Source organism: Actinotalea endophytica (assembly GCF_025717005.1).
Lineage (GTDB): Bacteria > Actinomycetota > Actinomycetes > Actinomycetales > Cellulomonadaceae > Actinotalea.
Genome location: NZ_JAOVZU010000008.1, coordinates 46,578 through 64,552 on the forward strand (window position 1 = coordinate 46,578; position 17,975 = coordinate 64,552).

Annotated in this window: 18 protein-coding genes and 1 riboswitch; of the genes, 5 read left to right on the forward strand and 13 right to left on the reverse strand. The window is 73.3% G+C overall.

Going from position 1 to position 17,975, the window contains the following annotated elements:
• Nucleotides 1–24 precede the first annotated feature (24 nt).
• On the reverse strand, nucleotides 25–999 hold the full coding sequence (locus OEB99_RS14130; RefSeq protein WP_263577923.1) for a malate dehydrogenase: 975 nt from the start codon (nucleotides 997–999) through the stop codon (nucleotides 25–27).
• Between the two features lie 80 nt (nucleotides 1,000–1,079).
• Nucleotides 1,080–2,300 carry an NADP-dependent isocitrate dehydrogenase gene (locus tag OEB99_RS14135; RefSeq protein ID WP_263577924.1) on the reverse strand — a complete coding sequence of 407 codons (1,221 nt, stop codon included), beginning with the start codon at nucleotides 2,298–2,300 and terminating at the stop codon, nucleotides 1,080–1,082.
• Nucleotides 2,301–2,476: 176 nt separating this feature from the next.
• Between OEB99_RS14135 and OEB99_RS14140 the strand changes: the two genes are divergently transcribed.
• The gene (locus OEB99_RS14140) at nucleotides 2,477–3,463 is read left to right on the forward strand and encodes an MIP/aquaporin family protein (RefSeq protein ID WP_263577925.1); all 987 of its coding nucleotides are present in this window, start codon (nucleotides 2,477–2,479) and stop codon (nucleotides 3,461–3,463) included.
• A 620-nt stretch (nucleotides 3,464–4,083) separates the two neighbouring features.
• Here the strand turns inward: OEB99_RS14140 and OEB99_RS14145 are convergent.
• From OEB99_RS14145 to OEB99_RS14160, 4 genes are all read right to left on the reverse strand, one after another.
• Nucleotides 4,084–4,977 carry an SMI1/KNR4 family protein gene (locus OEB99_RS14145; RefSeq protein ID WP_263577926.1) on the reverse strand — a complete coding sequence of 298 codons (894 nt, stop codon included), beginning with the start codon at nucleotides 4,975–4,977 and terminating at the stop codon, nucleotides 4,084–4,086.
• Between the two features lie 255 nt (nucleotides 4,978–5,232).
• Entirely contained in the window at nucleotides 5,233–5,472 is a 240-nt protein-coding gene (locus tag OEB99_RS14150) for a BrnT family toxin (protein ID WP_263577927.1), read from the reverse strand.
• Nucleotides 5,469–5,702: a ribbon-helix-helix protein, CopG family gene (locus OEB99_RS14155; RefSeq protein ID WP_263577928.1), complete on the reverse strand. Its 234-nt coding sequence runs from the start codon at nucleotides 5,700–5,702 to the stop codon at nucleotides 5,469–5,471. The genes OEB99_RS14150 and OEB99_RS14155 overlap by 4 nt, the downstream gene beginning before the upstream one ends.
• Before the next feature lie 134 nt (nucleotides 5,703–5,836).
• Nucleotides 5,837–6,076: a DUF3017 domain-containing protein gene (locus tag OEB99_RS14160; protein ID WP_263577929.1), complete on the reverse strand. Its 240-nt coding sequence runs from the start codon at nucleotides 6,074–6,076 to the stop codon at nucleotides 5,837–5,839.
• 24 nt (nucleotides 6,077–6,100) lie between these two features.
• Between OEB99_RS14160 and OEB99_RS14165 the strand changes: the two genes are divergently transcribed.
• Both OEB99_RS14165 and OEB99_RS14170 read left to right on the forward strand, forming a co-directional pair.
• On the forward strand, nucleotides 6,101–7,315 hold the full coding sequence (locus tag OEB99_RS14165) for an NAD(P)/FAD-dependent oxidoreductase (RefSeq protein WP_263577930.1): 1,215 nt from the start codon (nucleotides 6,101–6,103) through the stop codon (nucleotides 7,313–7,315).
• A 94-nt stretch (nucleotides 7,316–7,409) separates the two neighbouring features.
• Nucleotides 7,410–8,024: a flavin reductase family protein gene (locus OEB99_RS14170; protein WP_263577931.1), complete on the forward strand. Its 615-nt coding sequence runs from the start codon at nucleotides 7,410–7,412 to the stop codon at nucleotides 8,022–8,024.
• 53 nt (nucleotides 8,025–8,077) lie between these two features.
• Here the strand turns inward: OEB99_RS14170 and purH are convergent, their stop codons facing one another.
• From purH to purN, 3 genes are all read right to left on the reverse strand, one after another.
• Nucleotides 8,078–9,697: a bifunctional phosphoribosylaminoimidazolecarboxamide formyltransferase/IMP cyclohydrolase gene (gene purH / locus OEB99_RS14175; protein WP_263577932.1), complete on the reverse strand. Its 1,620-nt coding sequence runs from the start codon at nucleotides 9,695–9,697 to the stop codon at nucleotides 8,078–8,080.
• A 39-nt stretch (nucleotides 9,698–9,736) separates the two neighbouring features.
• Nucleotides 9,737–9,825: riboswitch (ZMP/ZTP riboswitch) on the reverse strand.
• 94 nt (nucleotides 9,826–9,919) lie between these two features.
• The gene (locus OEB99_RS14180) at nucleotides 9,920–10,306 is read right to left on the reverse strand and encodes an SHOCT domain-containing protein (protein WP_263577933.1); all 387 of its coding nucleotides are present in this window, start codon (nucleotides 10,304–10,306) and stop codon (nucleotides 9,920–9,922) included.
• Nucleotides 10,307–10,410: 104 nt separating this feature from the next.
• Nucleotides 10,411–11,070, reverse strand: coding sequence for a phosphoribosylglycinamide formyltransferase (gene purN / locus OEB99_RS14185; RefSeq protein ID WP_263577934.1), 660 nt, complete (start codon nucleotides 11,068–11,070; stop codon nucleotides 10,411–10,413).
• Nucleotides 11,071–11,131: 61 nt separating this feature from the next.
• Between purN and OEB99_RS14190 the strand changes: the two genes are divergently transcribed.
• On the forward strand, nucleotides 11,132–11,536 hold the full coding sequence (locus OEB99_RS14190) for a hypothetical protein (protein ID WP_263577935.1): 405 nt from the start codon (nucleotides 11,132–11,134) through the stop codon (nucleotides 11,534–11,536).
• A 6-nt stretch (nucleotides 11,537–11,542) separates the two neighbouring features.
• Here the strand turns inward: OEB99_RS14190 and OEB99_RS14195 are convergent, their stop codons facing one another.
• From OEB99_RS14195 to OEB99_RS14210, 4 genes are all read right to left on the reverse strand, one after another.
• Nucleotides 11,543–12,907, reverse strand: coding sequence for a cell division protein PerM (locus OEB99_RS14195; protein WP_263577936.1), 1,365 nt, complete (start codon nucleotides 12,905–12,907; stop codon nucleotides 11,543–11,545).
• 129 nt (nucleotides 12,908–13,036) lie between these two features.
• Nucleotides 13,037–13,933: a succinate--CoA ligase subunit alpha gene (gene sucD / locus OEB99_RS14200; RefSeq protein ID WP_263577937.1), complete on the reverse strand. Its 897-nt coding sequence runs from the start codon at nucleotides 13,931–13,933 to the stop codon at nucleotides 13,037–13,039.
• A 27-nt stretch (nucleotides 13,934–13,960) separates the two neighbouring features.
• Entirely contained in the window at nucleotides 13,961–15,127 is a 1,167-nt protein-coding gene (gene sucC / locus OEB99_RS14205) for an ADP-forming succinate--CoA ligase subunit beta (RefSeq protein ID WP_263577938.1), read from the reverse strand.
• Between the two features lie 506 nt (nucleotides 15,128–15,633).
• The gene (locus tag OEB99_RS14210) at nucleotides 15,634–17,136 is read right to left on the reverse strand and encodes an MFS transporter (protein WP_263577939.1); all 1,503 of its coding nucleotides are present in this window, start codon (nucleotides 17,134–17,136) and stop codon (nucleotides 15,634–15,636) included.
• A 162-nt stretch (nucleotides 17,137–17,298) separates the two neighbouring features.
• Between OEB99_RS14210 and OEB99_RS14215 the strand changes: the two genes are divergently transcribed.
• Nucleotides 17,299–17,940 carry a TetR/AcrR family transcriptional regulator gene (locus tag OEB99_RS14215; RefSeq protein WP_263577940.1) on the forward strand — a complete coding sequence of 214 codons (642 nt, stop codon included), beginning with the start codon at nucleotides 17,299–17,301 and terminating at the stop codon, nucleotides 17,938–17,940.
• Nucleotides 17,941–17,975 lie beyond the last annotated feature (35 nt).

A 17,975-nucleotide genomic window follows, 5' to 3' on the forward strand; every position in this document is an offset into this window, starting at 1 on the left:
ATCACAGACGCTGCACCGCGCCGCTCAGACCAGACCGAGCGACCGGACGGCCTCGCGCTCCTCGACGAGCTCGGCGACCGACGCGTCGATCCGGCTCCGGGAGAACTCCCCCAGCTCGAGGCCCTGCACGACCGACCAGCTGCCGCCGGCCGCGGTCACCGGGAACGACGACACCAGCCCCTCCGGCACGCCGTAGGAGCCGTCGGAGACCAGGCCGGCCGACGTCCAGTCGCCCTCGGCGGTGCCGTGCACCCAGTCGCGCACGTGACCGATCGCCGCGTTCGCGGCCGACGCCGCCGACGACGCGCCCCTCGCCTCGATGATCGCCGCGCCGCGCTTCGCGACGGTCGGGATGAACGTGTCCGCGAGCCACGCCTCGTCCACGACCTCGCTCGCCGGGCGTCCCGCGACCGTCGCGTGGAACACGTCGGGGTACTGGGTCGCGGAGTGGTTGCCCCAGATGGTCAGCCGCTTGACGTCGCCCACCGACACACCGGCCTTGACCGCGAGCTGCGAGACCGCACGGTTGTGGTCCAGCCGCGTCATGGCGGTGAACCGGTCCGCCGGCACGTCCGGTGCGTGCGCCTTGGCGATCAGCGCGTTGGTGTTCGCCGGGTTGCCGACCACCAGCACGCGGACGTCGTCGGCGGCGCCGGCGTTGATCGCGGCGCCCTGCGGCTTGAAGATCCCGCCGTTGGCCTCGAGCAGGTCGCTGCGCTCCATCCCGGCACCACGCGGACGCGCGCCGACCAGCATGGCGACGTTGACGCCGTCGAACGCGGCCGTCGGGTCGTCGAAGATGTCGACGGACTCGAGCAGCGGGAAGGCGCAGTCGGCGAGCTCCATCGCGGTGCCCTCGGCAGCCTTGACCGCCTGCGGGATCTCGAGGAGGCGCAGACGCACCGGGGTGTCCCCCAGCATCTGCCCCGAGGCGATCCGGAACAGCAGCGCGTAGCCGATCTGGCCGGCAGCGCCGGTGACGGTGACAACGGCGGACATGGGAGCTCCTTCGGTCCTGGGTCCTGTCGGGTCAGGTGCTGCCCCGCGCCATGGTGGGCCCGAGGCGTGGCGGGTGCGACTCAGGCGGACAGCTTCGCCGCGAGGTTGGTGTCGAGGGTCTCGAGGAACTCCTCGGTGGTCTGCCACTGCTGGTCGGGGCCGACCAGCAGCGCGAGGTCCTTGGTCATCGAGCCGGACTCCACGGTCTCGATGACCACCTGCTCGAGCGCCTCGGCGAAGCCGATCACCTCGGGCGTGCCGTCGAGCTTGCCGCGGTGCGCCAGGCCCCGGGTCCACGCGTAGATCGAGGCGATCGGGTTGGTCGACGTGGGGTTGCCGGCCTGGTGCTGGCGGTAGTGCCGGGTGACCGTGCCGTGCGCGGCCTCGGCCTCGACCGTGCGGCCGTCCGGCGTCATCAGCACGGAGGTCATCAGGCCCAGCGAGCCGAAGCCCTGCGCCACCGTGTCGGACTGCACGTCACCGTCGTAGTTCTTGCAGGCCCACAGGTAGCCGCCCTCCCACTTGAGGGACGCGGCGACCATGTCGTCGATCAGGCGGTGCTCGTAGGTCAGCCCGGCCTTGTCGAAGTCGGCCTTGAACTCGCGCTCGAACACGTCGGCGAAGATGTCCTTGAAGGCGCCGTCGTACTGCTTGAGGATCGTGTTCTTGGTCGACAGGTACACGGGGTAGCCGCGCATCAGGCCGTAGGAGAACGAGGCCCGCGCGAAGTCCGCGATCGACTTGTTGAAGTTGTACATGCCCATGACGACGCCGCCGTCCTCGGGCATCTTCACGACCTCCATCTCGACCGGCGCGGAGCCGTCGTCCGGGGTGTAGGTCAGGGTCACGGTGCCGGCGCCGGGGACCTTGTAGTCGGTCGCCTTGTACTGGTCGCCGTGCGCGTGACGGCCGATCACGATCGGCTTGGTCCAGCCGGGCACCAGGCGCGGGACGTTCGAGATGATGATCGGCTCGCGGAAGACCACGCCGCCGAGGATGTTGCGGATCGTGCCGTTCGGCGAGCGCCACATCTTCTTCAGGCCGAACTCCTCGACCCGGGCCTCGTCGGGCGTGATGGTGGCGCACTTGACGCCCACGCCGTGCTCCTTGATCGCGTTCGCCGCGTCGATCGTGATCTGGTCGTCGGTCGCGTCGCGATTCTCGATCGAGAGGTCGAAGTAGCGCAGGTCCACGTCGAGGTGCGGGTGGATCAGGCGGTCCTTGATGTACTGCCAGATGATCCGGGTCATCTCGTCGCCGTCGAGCTCGACGACCGGACCGACGACCTTGATCTTGCCCATGCGGACTGCTCCCGTTCCTCGGTGGCGGCGTACGGCGGCGTGCGGCCGCGCGGCGCGAACGCGCCGACGGAAAGATTACTCGACGTCAAGAGATCTGGCCCGCGGGGCCAACCCACCCACGGCGGACAGGTCGCGGTGGCATGATGCCCGGCGGCACCCACGTCGAGAGGACCCACATGTCCACCGAGCCGAACCCGTCCACCCCCGGCGCCGAGCCGGAGCCGACCGCCGCCACCCCGCCGCCGCCCGAGCCGGAGCCGACCGCCGTCACCCCGCCGGCCACCGAACCCGTGGCCGCGGAGCCCGTCGCCGCGGAGCCCACCGGCACGGCGACCGGACCGGTCGGGGAGATCGGCCTCGTCGAGGAGGTCGACGTCGTCGAGCTCGTCGAGGAGCGGCCGCTGGAGGGCTACGGGCTGATGACCCGGCTCGCGGCCGAGATGGCCGGGACGTTCGCGCTGGTGCTCGTGGTCGTCGCCACCCAGGTGTTCAACCCGGTGACCGGGCTCGGCACGCTCGGCATCGCGCTGTCCGGCGGGCTCGTGCTGGCCGGCCTCTACGCGGCGTTCGTGCACGTGTCGGGCGGCCACTTCAACCCGGCGCTGTCGATCGCGTCGGCGATCGCCGGCCGGACCCGCACCGCCGACGCCGCGTTCTACGTCGTCGCGCAGGTCCTCGCGGCCGTCGTCGCGGTCGCCGTGGTCTGGGTGATGGTCCCCGACGGCCTGTCCGAGGGTGTCGGGCTGACCGATCGCGCGGCGCTGGTCGCCACGGCGGCGAACGGCTACGCCGAGGGCTCCCCGCTGTCCACGCTGTCCTCGGGCCAGGTCACCTTCGGGCTCGTCGCGGCGCTCCTGGTCGAGACGATCGGCGCCGCGGTGCTCGCCGGTGTGCTGCTCGGCACCCGGCCCAGCGCCCGGTCGGCCGTCCCGCTCGGCCTGACCTACGCCGCCGTGCTGCTCATCGCCCTGCCGATCACCGGGGGCGGCCTCAACCCGGCGCGCTCGACGGGCGTCGCAGTGTTCATGGCCGGCAGCGACCACCCCGCGCTCACGCACCTGTGGCTGTTCTGGGTCGCACCGCTGGTCGGCGCGGCCATCGCGGGGCTCGCGAAGCTCGCGTTCGGTCGGCGCGAGCAGGAGGTGTGGGTCACCGAGTCGTGACCCTCGCGCTCACCGGAGGGTGAGTTCGGCAGCACGGTGTGATGGACGGTCGAACTCGCCGGTAGCGCTCGGCCTGACTTCTTCGCGCAGTGGAGCGCGACGGGCGCCCAGCCACTGCGACCCGGAGCGACGGACCTGTCGTGGCAGGCCCTCTGCCGGCATCGGCCCGGCGCACGGTGTGCGGCATCAGCGGACGACGCCATGGCGCGATGCCATCAGCGGCATGGGCGGACGACGCTACGGCGCGATGCCCTCAGCGGCATGGGCGGACGACGCCATGCCTCAGCGGCATGAACGGACAGAGCCGTCGACCATGGAGTCCGCGGCCGAAGCGGGCATCCTTGGAGACCGGCCCTCCGGCACGAGACCGGCCCTCCGGCACGAGACAGGGGCTCGGGCACGAGACAGGGGCCAGGACACCCCTGCCTCGGCGCAAGGCCCCTGTCTCGGCGCAGAGCCCCGGCCCCGATGGCCCGGCGGCGGCCCTCACACCTGGGGCCCCACCCGGTTGCGCTCTTCGGCAGACGCGCCGTGTGTGGCATGAGCGGACGACGCCATGCCGCCATGCCATCAGCGGCCATGACGGACGGCAGACCTGGCGACCCGTGACGAGCGTATGTTCAGTCGGTCGACCTGAGCACCCCACGGCACTCGAGCGACTCGGCATGAGTGGGCCATCGACCCATGGGACCGGATCTCGTCAGCTGCATTGTCACGTGAACGCCCGGCGTGAGTTGCTCGCCGGGATCGAAGGCGGGCGGGAGGTACACGCGCTCGACTCCTGAACCGTCGGTGACGCTGAGCATCTGTCCATCGCGCGCGACGACGAGTACCGGAGACAGCTCGCAGCGGCCACCCGGGACATCGCTGAGCTCGACTCTGCGACGGTATCGGGTCTGTGCCGCTCTGCCGGGCCAGTTCGGAGGCCACAGTGCGGGATCAGCGCTGATGGCATCTCCCGAACGAAACGTGCCGTCTCCCGGGAAGCGCTGGTCTGCCTCGGAGCGCAACGCCATGGACTCCCGGTACCAGCCCGGGTCAATCTCGCCAGGGTCGCGCCAGCCACGTTCCCAGGCGTCGGCGCTGGCGCTGATCAATGCAGTCAAGGACGCACCGGCGACGGGTGTCTCCTGGTTGCCGTCGGAGAGGTCAAGGACGGGCGAGGACACGAAGGGTTCGTCCGCGCTCATCATCGCCGCGTAGCCCCACTGCTCGCTTGAGATCACGACCCATGCAGGGCACCAGTCGTCCTCACCCAGCGTCTCGCGGCGCATCTCGGTCTCAGCGACGACGTGCTCGCACGAGAGCAAGGGCATGATGTTCGCGAGGGTGACCTCGAACTGTCCCGAACCATTCATCACTGACAGCAGATCGAGCAACTCCTCCGGCAAGTGGCGCGGAGCGAAGGCCGCGCGAAGCTCACGCAACTCCGCAGCGCTGGCACCGGGCGGCAGCTCGCCGCCGAGCACGCCATTCGACTCGACCGCGGCGCGCAGGCGCAACGCCTCCGACACCATCACACTCTCACCGGCCACTGCCCTCAGCCCCCAAGTCGGTTCAGACCCGCCCCTTCAACGGCACATCGCGCTGCGATCTTGAGCACCTGCCCACCGCTCTCAGCAGACGATCGGCAGTGCGATAGGACCCAGCGGCACCCGGAGGGCACGCGCGCAGCGCGGAGCGGACAACGCCATTCCGCCATGGCATCAGCGGCATGGCCGCGCGGGCCGCTGTCGCCTGCCAGGACGGCTGGAGGTTCGGCGGGCCGGCTATGGCAGCAGGTCGAGGTACTTGCGCCGGGCTGGCATCGCGTGGATGACCAACTCCTCGCCGTTCTCCGAGACGAGGACCACTGTCTCCAGCAACCGGGCGCCGGTGTCGAAGCCCAGGCGCGGCTCGCGGTAGGGAGGCTCGTCGTCGAGTGGCTCGATCCACAGCGCCCAGTGGGCCGCTTGGATCGCGTCCTCGGGTGAGGCCCCGTGCTTGAGGGCGCTGCAGTGGACCCTCACGCAGCGAAGTGGGCCAGCGCAGCCCGGATCGCCTCGGACCTGGACATCGAGTTCTTGGCCGCTGCGGCGTCGAGGGCGTCGAGCTCCTCGGCGGTCAGCCGGACCGCGACGACCCGCATCGGCTCGGCGCCGCGCCCGGGCCGGCCACGGCCGCGGCGCTTGAGCACGTCGACGTCGTAGCCGGCTTCAGCCTCGGCGGCCCACTGCTGGATCTGGTCCTCGCTCACCACGCACTTGTCGTATGACGAAAAGCCGGGTGGTTCATTGACCGAGCATTCGCGGCGGTGGCCACTGCCCACGCCTCGATCAGATCCGGGCCGCCGCGCGGAAGGTTGACTCAGCGGGTCACACCTTGCCGCCGCACTCACCGGAGGGTGAGCGCCGTGATGCCGATCGCGAGCGCGAGGGACAACGCGACGTCGATCGGCCACGAGCGCACCGCGAGCCCCTCGGGCCGTTCGCGCCGCCACACCCAGCGCGCGCCCGCGATCACGACGAGGCCGCCTGCGAGCAGCAGGGTCGCCGCGTCCGAGCCGAAGGTCGGCACCGCGACCGCGACCAGGACGAGCCAGATCGGGCCCCACCAGATCGCCGAGGTCCTCACGCCGCCGCACACTACCGTGGCCGCATGAGCGCGACGGCCACCTCCGGACGTGTCCCCCGCGAGGTCGTGGTCGTCGGCGCGGGCCTGGCCGGTGCGCGCACCGCCCAGCTGCTCGCCGGGGCCGGGGTCCCGGTGACGCTCCTCGGCGCCGAGGGGATCGCGCCCTACGACCGACCGCCGCTGTCGAAGGAGCTGCTGACCCGCCCCGAGCCGGCGTGGCTGTCCGATGAGCTCGGCCTCGACCTGGACGGCGTGGCCGTCCACCTGGACCGCCGGGCGACCGGGCTGGACCTCACCGCGGACGGGGTCCTGGTGCGGACGGACGCAGGCCCGCTCGCCGCCGACGCAACGGTCGTGGCGACCGGCTCCTCGCCGCTGCGCCCGTGGCCGGATGCGCTCACGCTGCACACCGCCGCCGACGCGGTGCGGCTGCGGGCCGCCCTCGGCCCGGGCCGGCGACTGGTGGTCGTCGGCGCGGGCTGGATCGGCGCCGAGGTCGCCGGGGTCGCGGCGGCGGCCGGGACCGAGGTCACCGTGGTCGAGGCGGCCGCCGCGCCGCTGGCCGCACCGCTCGGCGTCGAGGTGGGCCGCCTCACCGTCCCGTGGTACGAGACCGCCGGGGTCCGGCTGCTCACCGGCACCAAGGTGCGCGACGTCACCGCCGGGCGCGTGTCCCTCGAGGACGGGACCGTGATCGAGGCTGATGCGGTCCTGGCGGCCATCGGCGTCCGGCCCGCGACCCGCTGGCTCGCCGCAACCCTGCCGCCCGGTCCCGGCGGCGCGCTCGAGGTCGACGCCGCGCTGCGCGTGCCGGGCTGCGCCGGCCGCGTGCTCGCCGTGGGCGACGTGGCCGTCCGTGCCTCGGCCCGGCACGGCCGCGTGCCCGGCGGCCACTGGGACGGGGCACTGCGCGAACCCGAGGTCGCGGTCGCGACCCTGCTGGGGAGCCACGGACCGGACGGACCGGCGGACCCGGCGCCCTACCTGTGGTCCGACCAGCTCGGGCACCACCTCGCGGCCTACGGCCTGCCGGGCGCGAACGACGAGCCCGTCCTGCGCGGCGACCCCGCCGGACCGTTCTCGGTGGTGTGGTTCTCGCCCGGCAGCGAGGTGGTGACCGCGGTGCTGGCCGTCGACCGGCCCCCGGACGCCGCCGCGGCACGGCGGCTGTTCGCCGGTCCGGCGTTGCCGCGCCTGGGTCGGGACTCCGCCGCCGATCCGGACCTGCCGTTGCGCTGAGCGCGCGGACCGCGCGCCGAGCTGCCACCGGCACCCCCGCGCGCGTGGCACGATCGAGGCGCCCACCGACCTCGCTCCCCGTGGAGACCCTGCCGTGTCCTCGCTCGTGCTGCCGACCGCTGACAACGAACCCCTGCGCAACTACCAGCTGCTCACCTCGCTCGTGGTGCCCCGGCCGATCGCCTGGGTCTCGACGGTCTCGGAGGACGGGGTGCCGAACGTGGCGCCGCACTCGTTCTTCACGGTCGCGTCGACCAACCCGCCGGTGGTCCAGTTCACCTCGATCACCGAGAAGGACACCGTGCGCAACGCCCGCGCCACCGGCCGGTTCACCGTCTCGCTGGTCACCGAGTCGACCTGGCGCGCGGCCAACGCGACCGCGGTCAACCTGCCGGCCGGCCTCGACGAGTTCACCTTCACCGGGACGCCGTCCGAGCCCGGTGACACCCTCGACGTCCCACGACCGGCCGAGTCGCCCGCCCACCTGGAGTGCACGGTGCGGGAGATCCGGCCGGTCGGGAACTGCTTCGTGGTGCTCGGCGACGTGCAGGCGTTCGTGCTGGACGAGGCCGTGCTGGACGCGAACGGCCGCCCGTCGGCCAGGGCGCTCGCCCCGGTGTCGAAGCTCGGCGCGGACGAGTGGGCGCCGCTCGGCGAGGTGTTCGCCGAGCCGCGTCCCCGCTACGAGGGCTCAGCCCCGGCGCGGTGAGCCCGGCCGGGGCCCACGGTGCTGAGCCGTGAACCCCCGCCGGGTCGACGGCCTCAGTGCGCGAAGTGCCTGGTGCCGGTGAAGTACATGGTCACGCCGGCCGCCTGAGCCGCGGCGATCGTCTCGTCGTCCCGCACCGAACCACCGGGCTGGACGATCGCGCGGACCCCGGCCTCGATCAGGATCCCCGGGCCGTCGGCGAACGGGAAGAACGCGTCCGACGCCGCGACCGCGTCGCGCGCCCGCTCAGCCCCCATGCCGTTGGCCCGCTCGACCGCGAGCCGGCAGGAGTCCACCCGGTTGACTTGGCCCATGCCGACGCCGACCGAGGCACCGTCGGCCGCCAGCAGGATCGCGTTGGACTTCACCGCGCGCACCGAGCGCCAGGCGAAGACGAGGTCGGCCAGCGTCTCGGCGTCCGCGGGCTCCCCCGCCGCGAGCGTCCAGGTGCTCGGGTCGTCGCCCGCGGCGTCGATCCGGTCGGCCTGCTGGACGAGCAGCCCGCCGGTGATCGGACGCAGCTCGACCGCACCGGTGTTGGCCGGCGTCGGCACGCGCAGCAGGCGCACGTTCTTCTTCCGGGTCAGGATCTCCTGCGCCTCCGGCTCGAACTCCGGGGCGAGCACCACCTCGGTGAACACCTCGGAGACCTGCGCGGCCATGGCGGCGGTCACCGGACGGTTCGCGGCGATCACTCCACCGAACGCCGAGACCGGGTCGCACGCGTGGGCCTTGGCGTGGGCCTCGGCGACGTCGGCGCCGACGGCGATCCCGCACGGGTTCGCGTGCTTGATGACCGCGACGGCCGGCTCGGTGTGGTCGTTCGCGGCGCGCCAGGCGGCGTCGGCGTCGACGTAGTTGTTGTAGCTCATCTCCTTGCCGTGCAGCTGGGTGGCCTGGGCCAGGCCCGGCACGGCACCGGGGACGTCGGGCGAGGTGTACAGCGCGGCGCGCTGGTGCGGGTTCTCGCCGTAGCGCAGCACCGTCGTGCGGTCCCACGTCGCCGCCACGAGCGCCGGGAAGCCGGACTCCGCCGCCGTCTCGTCGGGCGCGTAGGCCGACGCGAACCACGACGACACTGCGACGTCGTAGGCCGCGGTGTGCGCGAACGCGCCGGCCGCGAGCGCCCGGCGCTCGGCCAGCGTGAACCCGCCGCGCAGCACCGCCGCGGCGACGTCGTCGTACCGGGCCGGGTCGACGACCACGGCGACGCTCGGGTGGTTCTTCGCGGCGGCGCGGACCATCGAGGGCCCGCCGATGTCGATCTGCTCGACGACCTCGTCCGGGGCGGCACCCGACGCGACGGTCGCGGCGAACGGGTACAGGTTGACCACCACGAGCTCGAAGGTCTCGATGCCGAGCTCGGCCAGCTGGTCCAGGTGGTCGGTCTTGCGGGTGTCGGCGAGGATCCCGGCGTGCACCCGCGGGTGCAGGGTCTTGACCCTGCCCTCGAGGCACTCGGGGAAGCCGGTGAGCTCCTCGACCGGGGTGACCGGGATGCCGGCATCGGCGATCCGCGCCGCGGTGGAACCGGTCGAGACGAGCTGGACGCCGGCCGCGTGCAGCTCGGTCGCGAGCTCGACGAGGCCGGTCTTGTCGTAGACGGACAGCAGCGCGCGGCGGATCGGGCGCAGGTCCTGGGCGGGGCCGGGGGTGGTGACGTGAGCGTTCATGGTGTGCTCCGGGTCTGGTCGCTACGGACAGCGGGGTGACCCGGGCACCCAGGCGGGCGGTGCGCCGCGACGATCGTTCGGCCGCTCCCCGGTGGTCGGTTCCACCCTCGCCAGTCGTGGCCGGGACCGAGTCTAGCCGCCGACGCCGGGGCGCCGGAGCCCGCGGCCAGGGCGGCACCGTCGCGGCCCGGGTCGGGCGGTACCCGTCTCCCGGACCGGCACTCACACGTCGTCGAGGACCCTCGCTCGCGCGGCGGCGTGCTCGTCGGCGGAGATCGTGCCGGCCGCGAACAGCTGGTCGAGCTCGGCGAGCCGCTCGGTGACGGTGTGCTCGGGTGCGGACGCCGGTGCTCGCTCGGGTGCGAGGAGGTCGCTCTTGAGCAACTTGGCCTGCAGGTCGACGTCGGCCACGGTCGGGTCGATGCCGTGCTGCACGTAGCGCGCACCCCGGCGGATCGCCAGGACGATCACGACGACGAACCCGATCCCGATGATCACGGGGACGGCCGTGAACATCGCGTCCATCCCGGTCGGTGCGAGCGGGTCCACGCCGAAGTCCGTTCCCTCCGGCGGGACGAAGACATCGAGCAACAGCGACCAGCGGGTCATCACGGCGCTCCCCTTGCTCGAGCCCCGACGGGGCCGAGTGCGTCGATGGTAGGGCCGCGCGACGTCCGACGCCCAGGTCCCGCGCGAGACCCGCGGGGCGCGCGTCAACCGCCGATCCGGGCCCGTCGCCCGTCGAGGCCCACCCCGTGCCGGGCCAGCGCCGCGACGGTCTCCACGAGCAGCGTGCGCTCGACGACCTTGATCCGCTCGTGCAGCGTCGCCTCGTCGTCGTCAGGCAGGACGTCGACCGCACGCTGGGCGAGGATCGGACCGGTGTCGACGCCGTCGTCGACCAGGTGCACCGTGCAGCCGGTCACCCGGACACCGTGCGCCAGGGCGTCGCGCACCGCGTGCGCGCCCGGGAACGACGGCAGCAGCGCGGGGTGCGTGTTGACCACGCGTCCGGCGTGCTCGGCCAGGAACCCGGGCCCGAGGATCCGCATGAAGCCCGCGCACACCACCCAGGCGGGGTCGACCGCGGAGACCGCGCGGGCCAGGCCCGCGTCCCACGCCGCACGGTCCGGGAAGTCCGCGGGCCGGACCACGACCGTCGCGATCCCGGCCGCCCGCGCGACCTCCAGGCCGCCGGCCTCGGGCTTGTCGCTGATGACCGCGACCACCCGCGCCGGGAAGTCCGCGTCCTGCTGCGCGGCGAGCAGCGCCGCGAGGTTCGACCCGGCCCCGGAGATCAGCACGACGAGGCGCGCGGTGCGCGGCACGGTGGCCGGCCGCGGGGCCGGCGGCTGCGGGTCGTCGTGGCTCACGGGCCGAGGCTAGCGGGCGCGGGTGCGAGACTGTGCCGCGCGGACCGGGAGGAGGTGACGGGTGGACGGCCCGGACGAACACGTCGTCGTCGCCTCGCGACGCATCCAGCACTTCGCCGTGCTCGCGCTCGCCGGCCTGGTGACCGTGCAGCTCCCGTTGCCCTGGGCGTTCGCGGCGCCGGCCTTCTCGATCGTGGCCGTGGTGGTCGGCGTGCGCGCGGTGGCTGCGGCGCGCAAGGCCCGGATGCGTGGTCTGGTCATGGTGGCCGTGTCGACCGGGATCGGCCTCGCGGCGGTCATCGTGATGAGCTTCGCGAGCGTCGTGGCCCTGTGGCCCCTCCAGCTCGAGCTGCAGGAGTGCGAGCGCGGTGCCCTGACGATCTCGGCCGAGCACCAGTGCAGGGCCGACTTCCAGCAGGGCGTCGAGGAGCGCCTCACGGAGCTGCTCGGCTCCCCGTCCGGCTGAACCGGCTCAGGCGTCGACCTCGACGGTGCCCTCCGACTCGCCCGGCTCCGCGCCGCGCAACCGGCGCCAGCCGCGCCCAGCGGCTCGTCGCACCGCGTCCCGGACCAGCGGGGACGCCGGCACCGCGACCAGCAGACCGGCCAGCAGCAGAACCGCGCCGTCCATCGCCACCAGCAACGCCGGTGGTCCGACCACCGTGAATCGCCCGGGGCCCACCGGGCCGCCGGACGCGGCGGCCAGCAGGCCGAGCACCACGGCGCCGACCAGGGCCGCCACCACGGCCGAGGCGAGCGGCTGCCAGGCGGCGTCCTCGTCGATGGAGCGGTGCAGCCACAGCGCGAGGAGCACGCCGACGGCCACCACCACGGCGGGCACCCACACCAGGGGCCCACCGGCCTGGGTGGGCAGCGAGCCGAGCAGCGGGAGGGCCGGCAGCGGCCCACCGGCCAGCTCCGACGGCGAGAACAAGGTGCCCGCGCCGACCGAGAACCCCGTCCCGACCAGCCAGGTCACCGCCCAGATCACGAGGTTCGGCACCAGGGTCAGCTGGGCGAGCCCGAGCATCGCACCGCCGAACGCGTCGACGCCGAGCGCTGCGACCACGTCGCCGGTCGTCGCACGCCCGGCCAGCGTCCAGGTCAGCACCACCGCGCTCGCGGCGGCGACCAGGAGCGCCGGCGCGATCAGCCCCGCGCGCACCGCGACCCGGAGCCAGCGCGGCAGGGGGGCCGCGCGGCGGGCGAACCAGGCGAGGACGGTGCCCCGCCGGGCGATGCCGAGCCCGAGCCCGACCGCGGAGATCGCGGTCGCCCCGACCAGGGTGCGCACCACGGCACCGGTTCCGACGCCCATCGGCCCGGTCTGGCCCACGGAGAGCAGCGCGACCACGACCACCGCGAGGTGGCCAGCGATCGCGGCCGGCCACGCGGCGACGACCGGGTGCGCCGAGCGCCGCGCCGACGCGTACGCGGCGAACCCGACGAGCCAGGTCAGGCCGAGCGGTACGAGGGCGACCCGGGCGCCGTCGGCGGCCAGCTCACCGCCCTGGCCCAGCAGCCACAGCGCCGCTCCCACCGCGACCGATCGCGGCCAGCCGATCGCGTCGTTCGACGGGTCGGCCGAGGTCGCGACGTAGGCAGCCATGGCGGGCACGACGACCACGAGCAGGGACAGCACGGCGCCCTGGACACCGGCGAACAGCCCGGACGTCCAGTGCGGTGCTCCGTCGGTGACGCGTGCGGCCAGGCCCCCGGCCCGGCGACGCGCTCCGTCGACCGCTGCGCGGGTCCGCCAGCCCCGCCGGCGCGGCGCCGTGGCGGGCACCTCGGTGACCGGCCGGGCAGGCCGGATCACGGGCGGGGTCTGGGTCACCCGGTCATCGTCTCCGGATCAGGCCCGGATCCCCGGCAGGCGGCGGGGCGTGTCCGCCACGAACGACGGCGCGGACCCTGCCCCGAGGGGCGGGGTCCGCGCCGGTGGGGGGGCGGGGTGGCCGGGGGGTCAGACGCGCGCGCTGTGGAGGGCCCGCCTGAGCTGAGCGGTCTCGCTCGGTGTGCGGCCGACGGTGACCCCAGCGGCCTCGAGGGCCTCCTTCTTGGCCTGCGCGGTGCCGGACGAGCCGGACACGATCGCGCCGGCGTGGCCCATCGTCTTGCCCTCGGGTGCGGTGAAGCCGGCCACGTAGCCGACCACCGGCTTGGTCACGTTCGCCTGGATGAACGCGGCCGCCCGCTCCTCGGCGTCGCCACCGATCTCGCCGATCATCACGATCGCGTCGGTGTCCGGGTCGGCCTCGAAGGCGGCCAGGGCGTCGATGTGCGTCGTGCCGATGATCGGGTCGCCGCCGATCCCGATGCAGGTCGAGAAGCCGAAGTCCCGGAGCTCGTACATCATCTGGTAGGTCAGCGTGCCGGACTTCGAGACCAGCCCGATCCGCCCGGGGCCGGTGATGTCCGCCGGGGTGATGCCCACGTTGGACTTCCCGGGGCTGATGACGCCGGGGCAGTTCGGGCCGATCAGCCGCACGCCCTTGGCCTGCGCGGCGGTGAAGAACTCGGCCGTGTCGGCCACCGGGATGCCCTCGGTGATGATCACCGTCAGCGGCATGCCGGCGTCGATCGCCTCGAGCACCGCGGCCTTGGCGAAGGCCGGCGGGACGAAGATCACGGACACGTCGGCACCCGTCGCGGCCATCGCCTCGGCCACCGAGCCGAACACCGGGATGTCCGTGTCGCCGTCCGGCGTCGGGAAGGTCTGGGTGGTGCCGGCCTTGCGAGGGTTCACGCCACCGACGATCCGGGTGCCCGCAGCGAGCATCCGGGTGGTGTGCTTGGTCCCCTCGGACCCGGTCATGCCCTGGACGATGACCTTGGAGGCCTCGGTCAGGAAGATCGCCATCGTTCGGTTCCTTCTCTCGTCTCGGGCTCAGGCGTTCGCGAGCTCGGCCGCGCGGTCGGCGCCGCCGTCCATGGTCTCGGCCAGGGTGACCATCGGGTGCGCGGCCTCGGTGAGGATCCGCCGACCCTCGACCACGTTGTTGCCGTCCAGGCGCACCACGAGCGGCTTGGTGGCCTCGTCACCGAGGATGCCGAGAGCCGACACGATGCCGTTGGCCACTGCGTCGCACGCGGTGATGCCGCCGAACACGTTGACGAACACGGCCTTGACCTGGGGGTCGTTGAGGATGACGTCCAGCCCGGCGGCCATGATCTCGGCCGAGGCGCCGCCGCCGATGTCCAGGAAGTTCGCGGGCCGGACCCCGCCGTGCCGCTCACCGGCCTGCGCGACCACGTCGAGCGTGCTCATCACCAGGCCGGCGCCGTTGCCGATGATCCCGACCTCGCCGTCGAGCTTGACGTAGTTGAGGTCGTGCTCCTTGGCCTTGGCCTCGAGCGGGTCGGTGGCGGCCTTGTCCTCGAGCTCGGCGTGGTCGGCGTGCCGGAACTGGGCGTTGTCGTCGAGGGTGACCTTGCCGTCCAGGGCGATGATCGCCCCGTCGGCGGTCTTGACCAGCGGGTTGACCTCCACGAGCGTCGCGTCCTCGGCGTGGTACACGGTCCACAGCTGCTGGAGCACCTCGGCGACCTTGGGTCCCGTCTCGGCGTCGAAGCCCGCGGTGGCCACGATCTCGGCGGCCTTGGCCGCGTCGATGCCGACCGCCGGGTCGACCGCGACCCGGGCCAGCGCGTCCGGGCGCTCGACCGCGAGCTGCTCGATCTCCATGCCGCCCTCGACGCTGGCCATCGCGAGGTAGCGACGCTCGGCGCGGTCCAGCAGCAGCGAGACGTAGTACTCCTCGGCGATGCTCGCGCCCGCGGCGACCATCACGCGGTGCACGGTGTGGCCCTTGATGTCCATGCCGAGGATCTCGCCGGCCTTCTCGGCGGCCTCGGCCGGTGAGTGCGCGAGCTTCACGCCGCCCGCCTTGCCCCGGCCGCCGGTCTTGACCTGGGCCTTGACGACGACGGTCCCGCCGCCCAGCTTCTCCGCGGCCGCGCCGGCCTCCTCGGGCGTGGTCGCCACCACGCCACCGAGCACGGGCACGCCGTGCTTCTCGAAGAGGTCCCGTGCCTGGTACTCGAACAGGTCCACCCTGTCTGCCCTTCGTTCGCCTCGCCCGACGCCAGCGTCCCTGGCTGCGTGCCGATGGTAGCCCGGCAGGTGGGGAGATTTCTCGACGTCGAGAGACTTTGGTCCCGCAGTGCGCGCGATGCGCGCCGGTGCACGCCCGGCCGGGCAATGCGTTGCCACCGTGCCATCGGCAGCCCTAACTGGACGACCTCATGCGCAGGGTGTCGGCGTGAGCGGACGTGATCGGCCCCGACCCAGCCTCGAGACAGGGGTTTCGGACCGAGATAGGCGCGCAGACGCCCCCATCTCGGCACAAGGCCCCTACCTCGGCGCAGACACCCTGCCTCGAAGGCCCAGCAGCGGGCCTCACACCTGGGCATACCTGGTTGAGCACATCGGCTACGAACGGACGTTCCGAAACACGGCAGCCGAGCCACCGCCGGCCTGGGGGCGGCGTCCTGACCGCGGAGCCGCACGGGGCCCGGGCGATCCGTACGCCCGGGCCCCGCGCGTGCAGCACGCCGCGCTCAGTCCATCGCGGGCACAGCCGCCGGAGCAGCCTCGGAACCGACGGCCGCGGGGGCAGGCTCCGAGCCAACCCTCGCCCGCGTGCGGGGCAGCGTGAACGCGAGCAGCAGCACCGTCGCGGCGATGAACACCGCACCCGCGAAGAACGCCCGGTCCGCCCCGACCACGAACGCGTGCTGGGCGATCTCGGCCGCACTCGCCCCGACCTGCGACGCACCGGCCGCCGCGGAGCTGCCGACCGTCACCAGAATCGCCAGGCCGAGCGAGCCACCGACCTGCTGGGCGACGTTCACCAAGCCCGAGGCCGCACCGGCCTGCGCCGGCTCGACGTCCACCAGCGCCGCGTTGGTGAGCGGGACGAACGCCAGGCCGTTGCCGGTGCCGAACAGCAGCAGCGGCACGAGCACCGCGAGGTACCCGCTGTCCGCGGACAACCGCGACAGCACCAGCAGCGCCGTGGTCGACAACAGCAGGCCGCCGATGATCAGCGGACGCATGCCCACACGGGTCATCAGCGCCGCCGAGACCCTCGACATGGCGAACAGCACCGCGGTCAGCGGCAGGAACGCCAGGCCCGCGTCGAGCGGGCTGTAGCCGAGGACCTCCTGGAGGAACTGGGTGAGGTAGAAGAACATCCCCATCATCCCGGCGACCAGGAGGACGCGGCCGACCAGGGCCGCCGCACGGGTCCGGTGGTCGAACAGCGCGAGCGGCGTGATCGGTGACGCGGTGCGCATCTCCACCGCGACGAACAGGCTGATCAGCGCGATGCCGACGGTGAAGGCGGTCTCGGTGCCGAGGTCGGTCCAGCCGTCGGAGGCGGCCCGGACGAAGCCGTACACCAGGGCCGACACACCGAGCGTCGAGGTCAGCGCACCGGCGAGGTCGAACCGGCCGCGCGTGCGCGGGGTCTCCTCGAGCGCGAACCGGCTGATCGCGATCAGCGCGAGGCCGATCGGCACGTTGACGAAGAACACCCAGCGCCAGGACACCCACTGGGTCAGGGCGCCACCGGCGAGCAGGCCGACGGCCGAGCCGCCGATCGAGACCGCGGAGAACCAGCCGAGGGCACGGGCGCGCTCGCGCCCCTCGGGGAACCGGCCGACTAGCAGCGCGAGCACCGACGGCGCGGCGAACGCGGCGCCGATCCCCTGCACCGCGCGCGCGGCGAGCAGCTGGGCGGAGTCCTGCGCGAGGCCGCCGACCAGCGAGGCGAGCACGAAGACCGCGATGCCGGCCAGCAGCACGCGTCGGCGACCGAGCAGGTCACCGGTGCGGGCGCCGAGCAGCAGCAGGCCGCCGAAGGTCAGCGTGTAGGCGTTGATGACCCAGGACAGCGCGGTCGGGCTGAACCCGAGCGCGGCCTGGATCTCCGGAAGGGCGACGTTCACGATCGTCGCGTCGAGCACCAGCATCAGCTGGGTGGTGAGGATCGCGGCCATCACGAGCCACGGGGCCGCCCGGCGCACCTCGGCGCGGGCTGGGGTCGAGAGTGAGGACACTGAGGCCTCCGAGTCGTAGTATGGGAGCAGAAGTGGAAGGAGCCTCCGGTAAGGAACTATACGGAGGTGCCCTCCGTTTATGCAACAGGAGGAGGCATCCTCCGTTTCAGAGCACGACTCTCGACCACGTCGCGCAGGGCGCGGCGACAGGAGGTGACCGCCGTGGCCAGGCAGGCGACGGCCCGCGGCGACGAGCAGGCGACCGGCAGCGCCGAGGCTGCCGAGACCGCCGCCAAGCCCCGCAAGCTCCGCGCGGACGCGGCCCGCAACCGCGAGAAGGTGATCACCGCGGCCGCCGACGTGTTCGCCGAGGGCGGCACCGACGCCTCGCTCGAGGAGATCGCTCGCCGCGCCGGAGTCGGGGTGGGCACGCTCTACCGGCACTTCCCCACCCGCGCCGCCCTCATCGAGGAGGTCTACCGCGGCGGGGTGACCGCGCTGTGCGCCCGGGCACCCGAGCTGCTCGCGACCCTTCCGCCCGACGAGGCCCTCGAGGAGTGGGTGCTCGGCTTCCAGGCCTACGTCGGCCGCAAGCGGGGCACGGCCACCGCCCTGCGCGCCGCCCTCGGCGACGAGTCGACGGCCGTCTTCGCCGACACCCACGAGCAGCTGCGGCAGGCGAGCAGGATGCTGTTCGACGCCGCGCACGCGGCCGGCAAGATCCGTGGCGACGTCGATCCGATGGAGGTCATGCGCACCGTGAGCGGTGTGTGCAGCGCCGGCGCCGACGCCAAGGACCCGGCGGCCGGTCTGCGGATGCTGCGCCTGGTGCTCGACGGCCTGCGGTACGGCGCCGAAGGCTGACCCACCGGGGCGGCCGCTCACGCTCACCCAGCGCG

Coding starts and splice junctions, on each gene's coding strand:
- OEB99_RS14130 (WP_263577923.1), bottom strand. CDS start 999: ATGTCCGCCGTTGTCACCGTCACCGGCGCTGCCGGCCAGATCGGCTAC.
- OEB99_RS14135 (WP_263577924.1), bottom strand. CDS start 2,300: ATGGGCAAGATCAAGGTCGTCGGTCCGGTCGTCGAGCTCGACGGCGAC.
- OEB99_RS14140 (WP_263577925.1), top strand. CDS start 2,477: ATGTCCACCGAGCCGAACCCGTCCACCCCCGGCGCCGAGCCGGAGCCG.
- OEB99_RS14165 (WP_263577930.1), top strand. CDS start 6,101: ATGAGCGCGACGGCCACCTCCGGACGTGTCCCCCGCGAGGTCGTGGTC.
- purH (WP_263577932.1), bottom strand. CDS start 9,697: ATGAACGCTCACGTCACCACCCCCGGCCCCGCCCAGGACCTGCGCCCG.
- OEB99_RS14180 (WP_263577933.1), bottom strand. CDS start 10,306: ATGACCCGCTGGTCGCTGTTGCTCGATGTCTTCGTCCCGCCGGAGGGA.
- sucD (WP_263577937.1), bottom strand. CDS start 13,933: ATGGCGATCTTCCTGACCGAGGCCTCCAAGGTCATCGTCCAGGGCATG.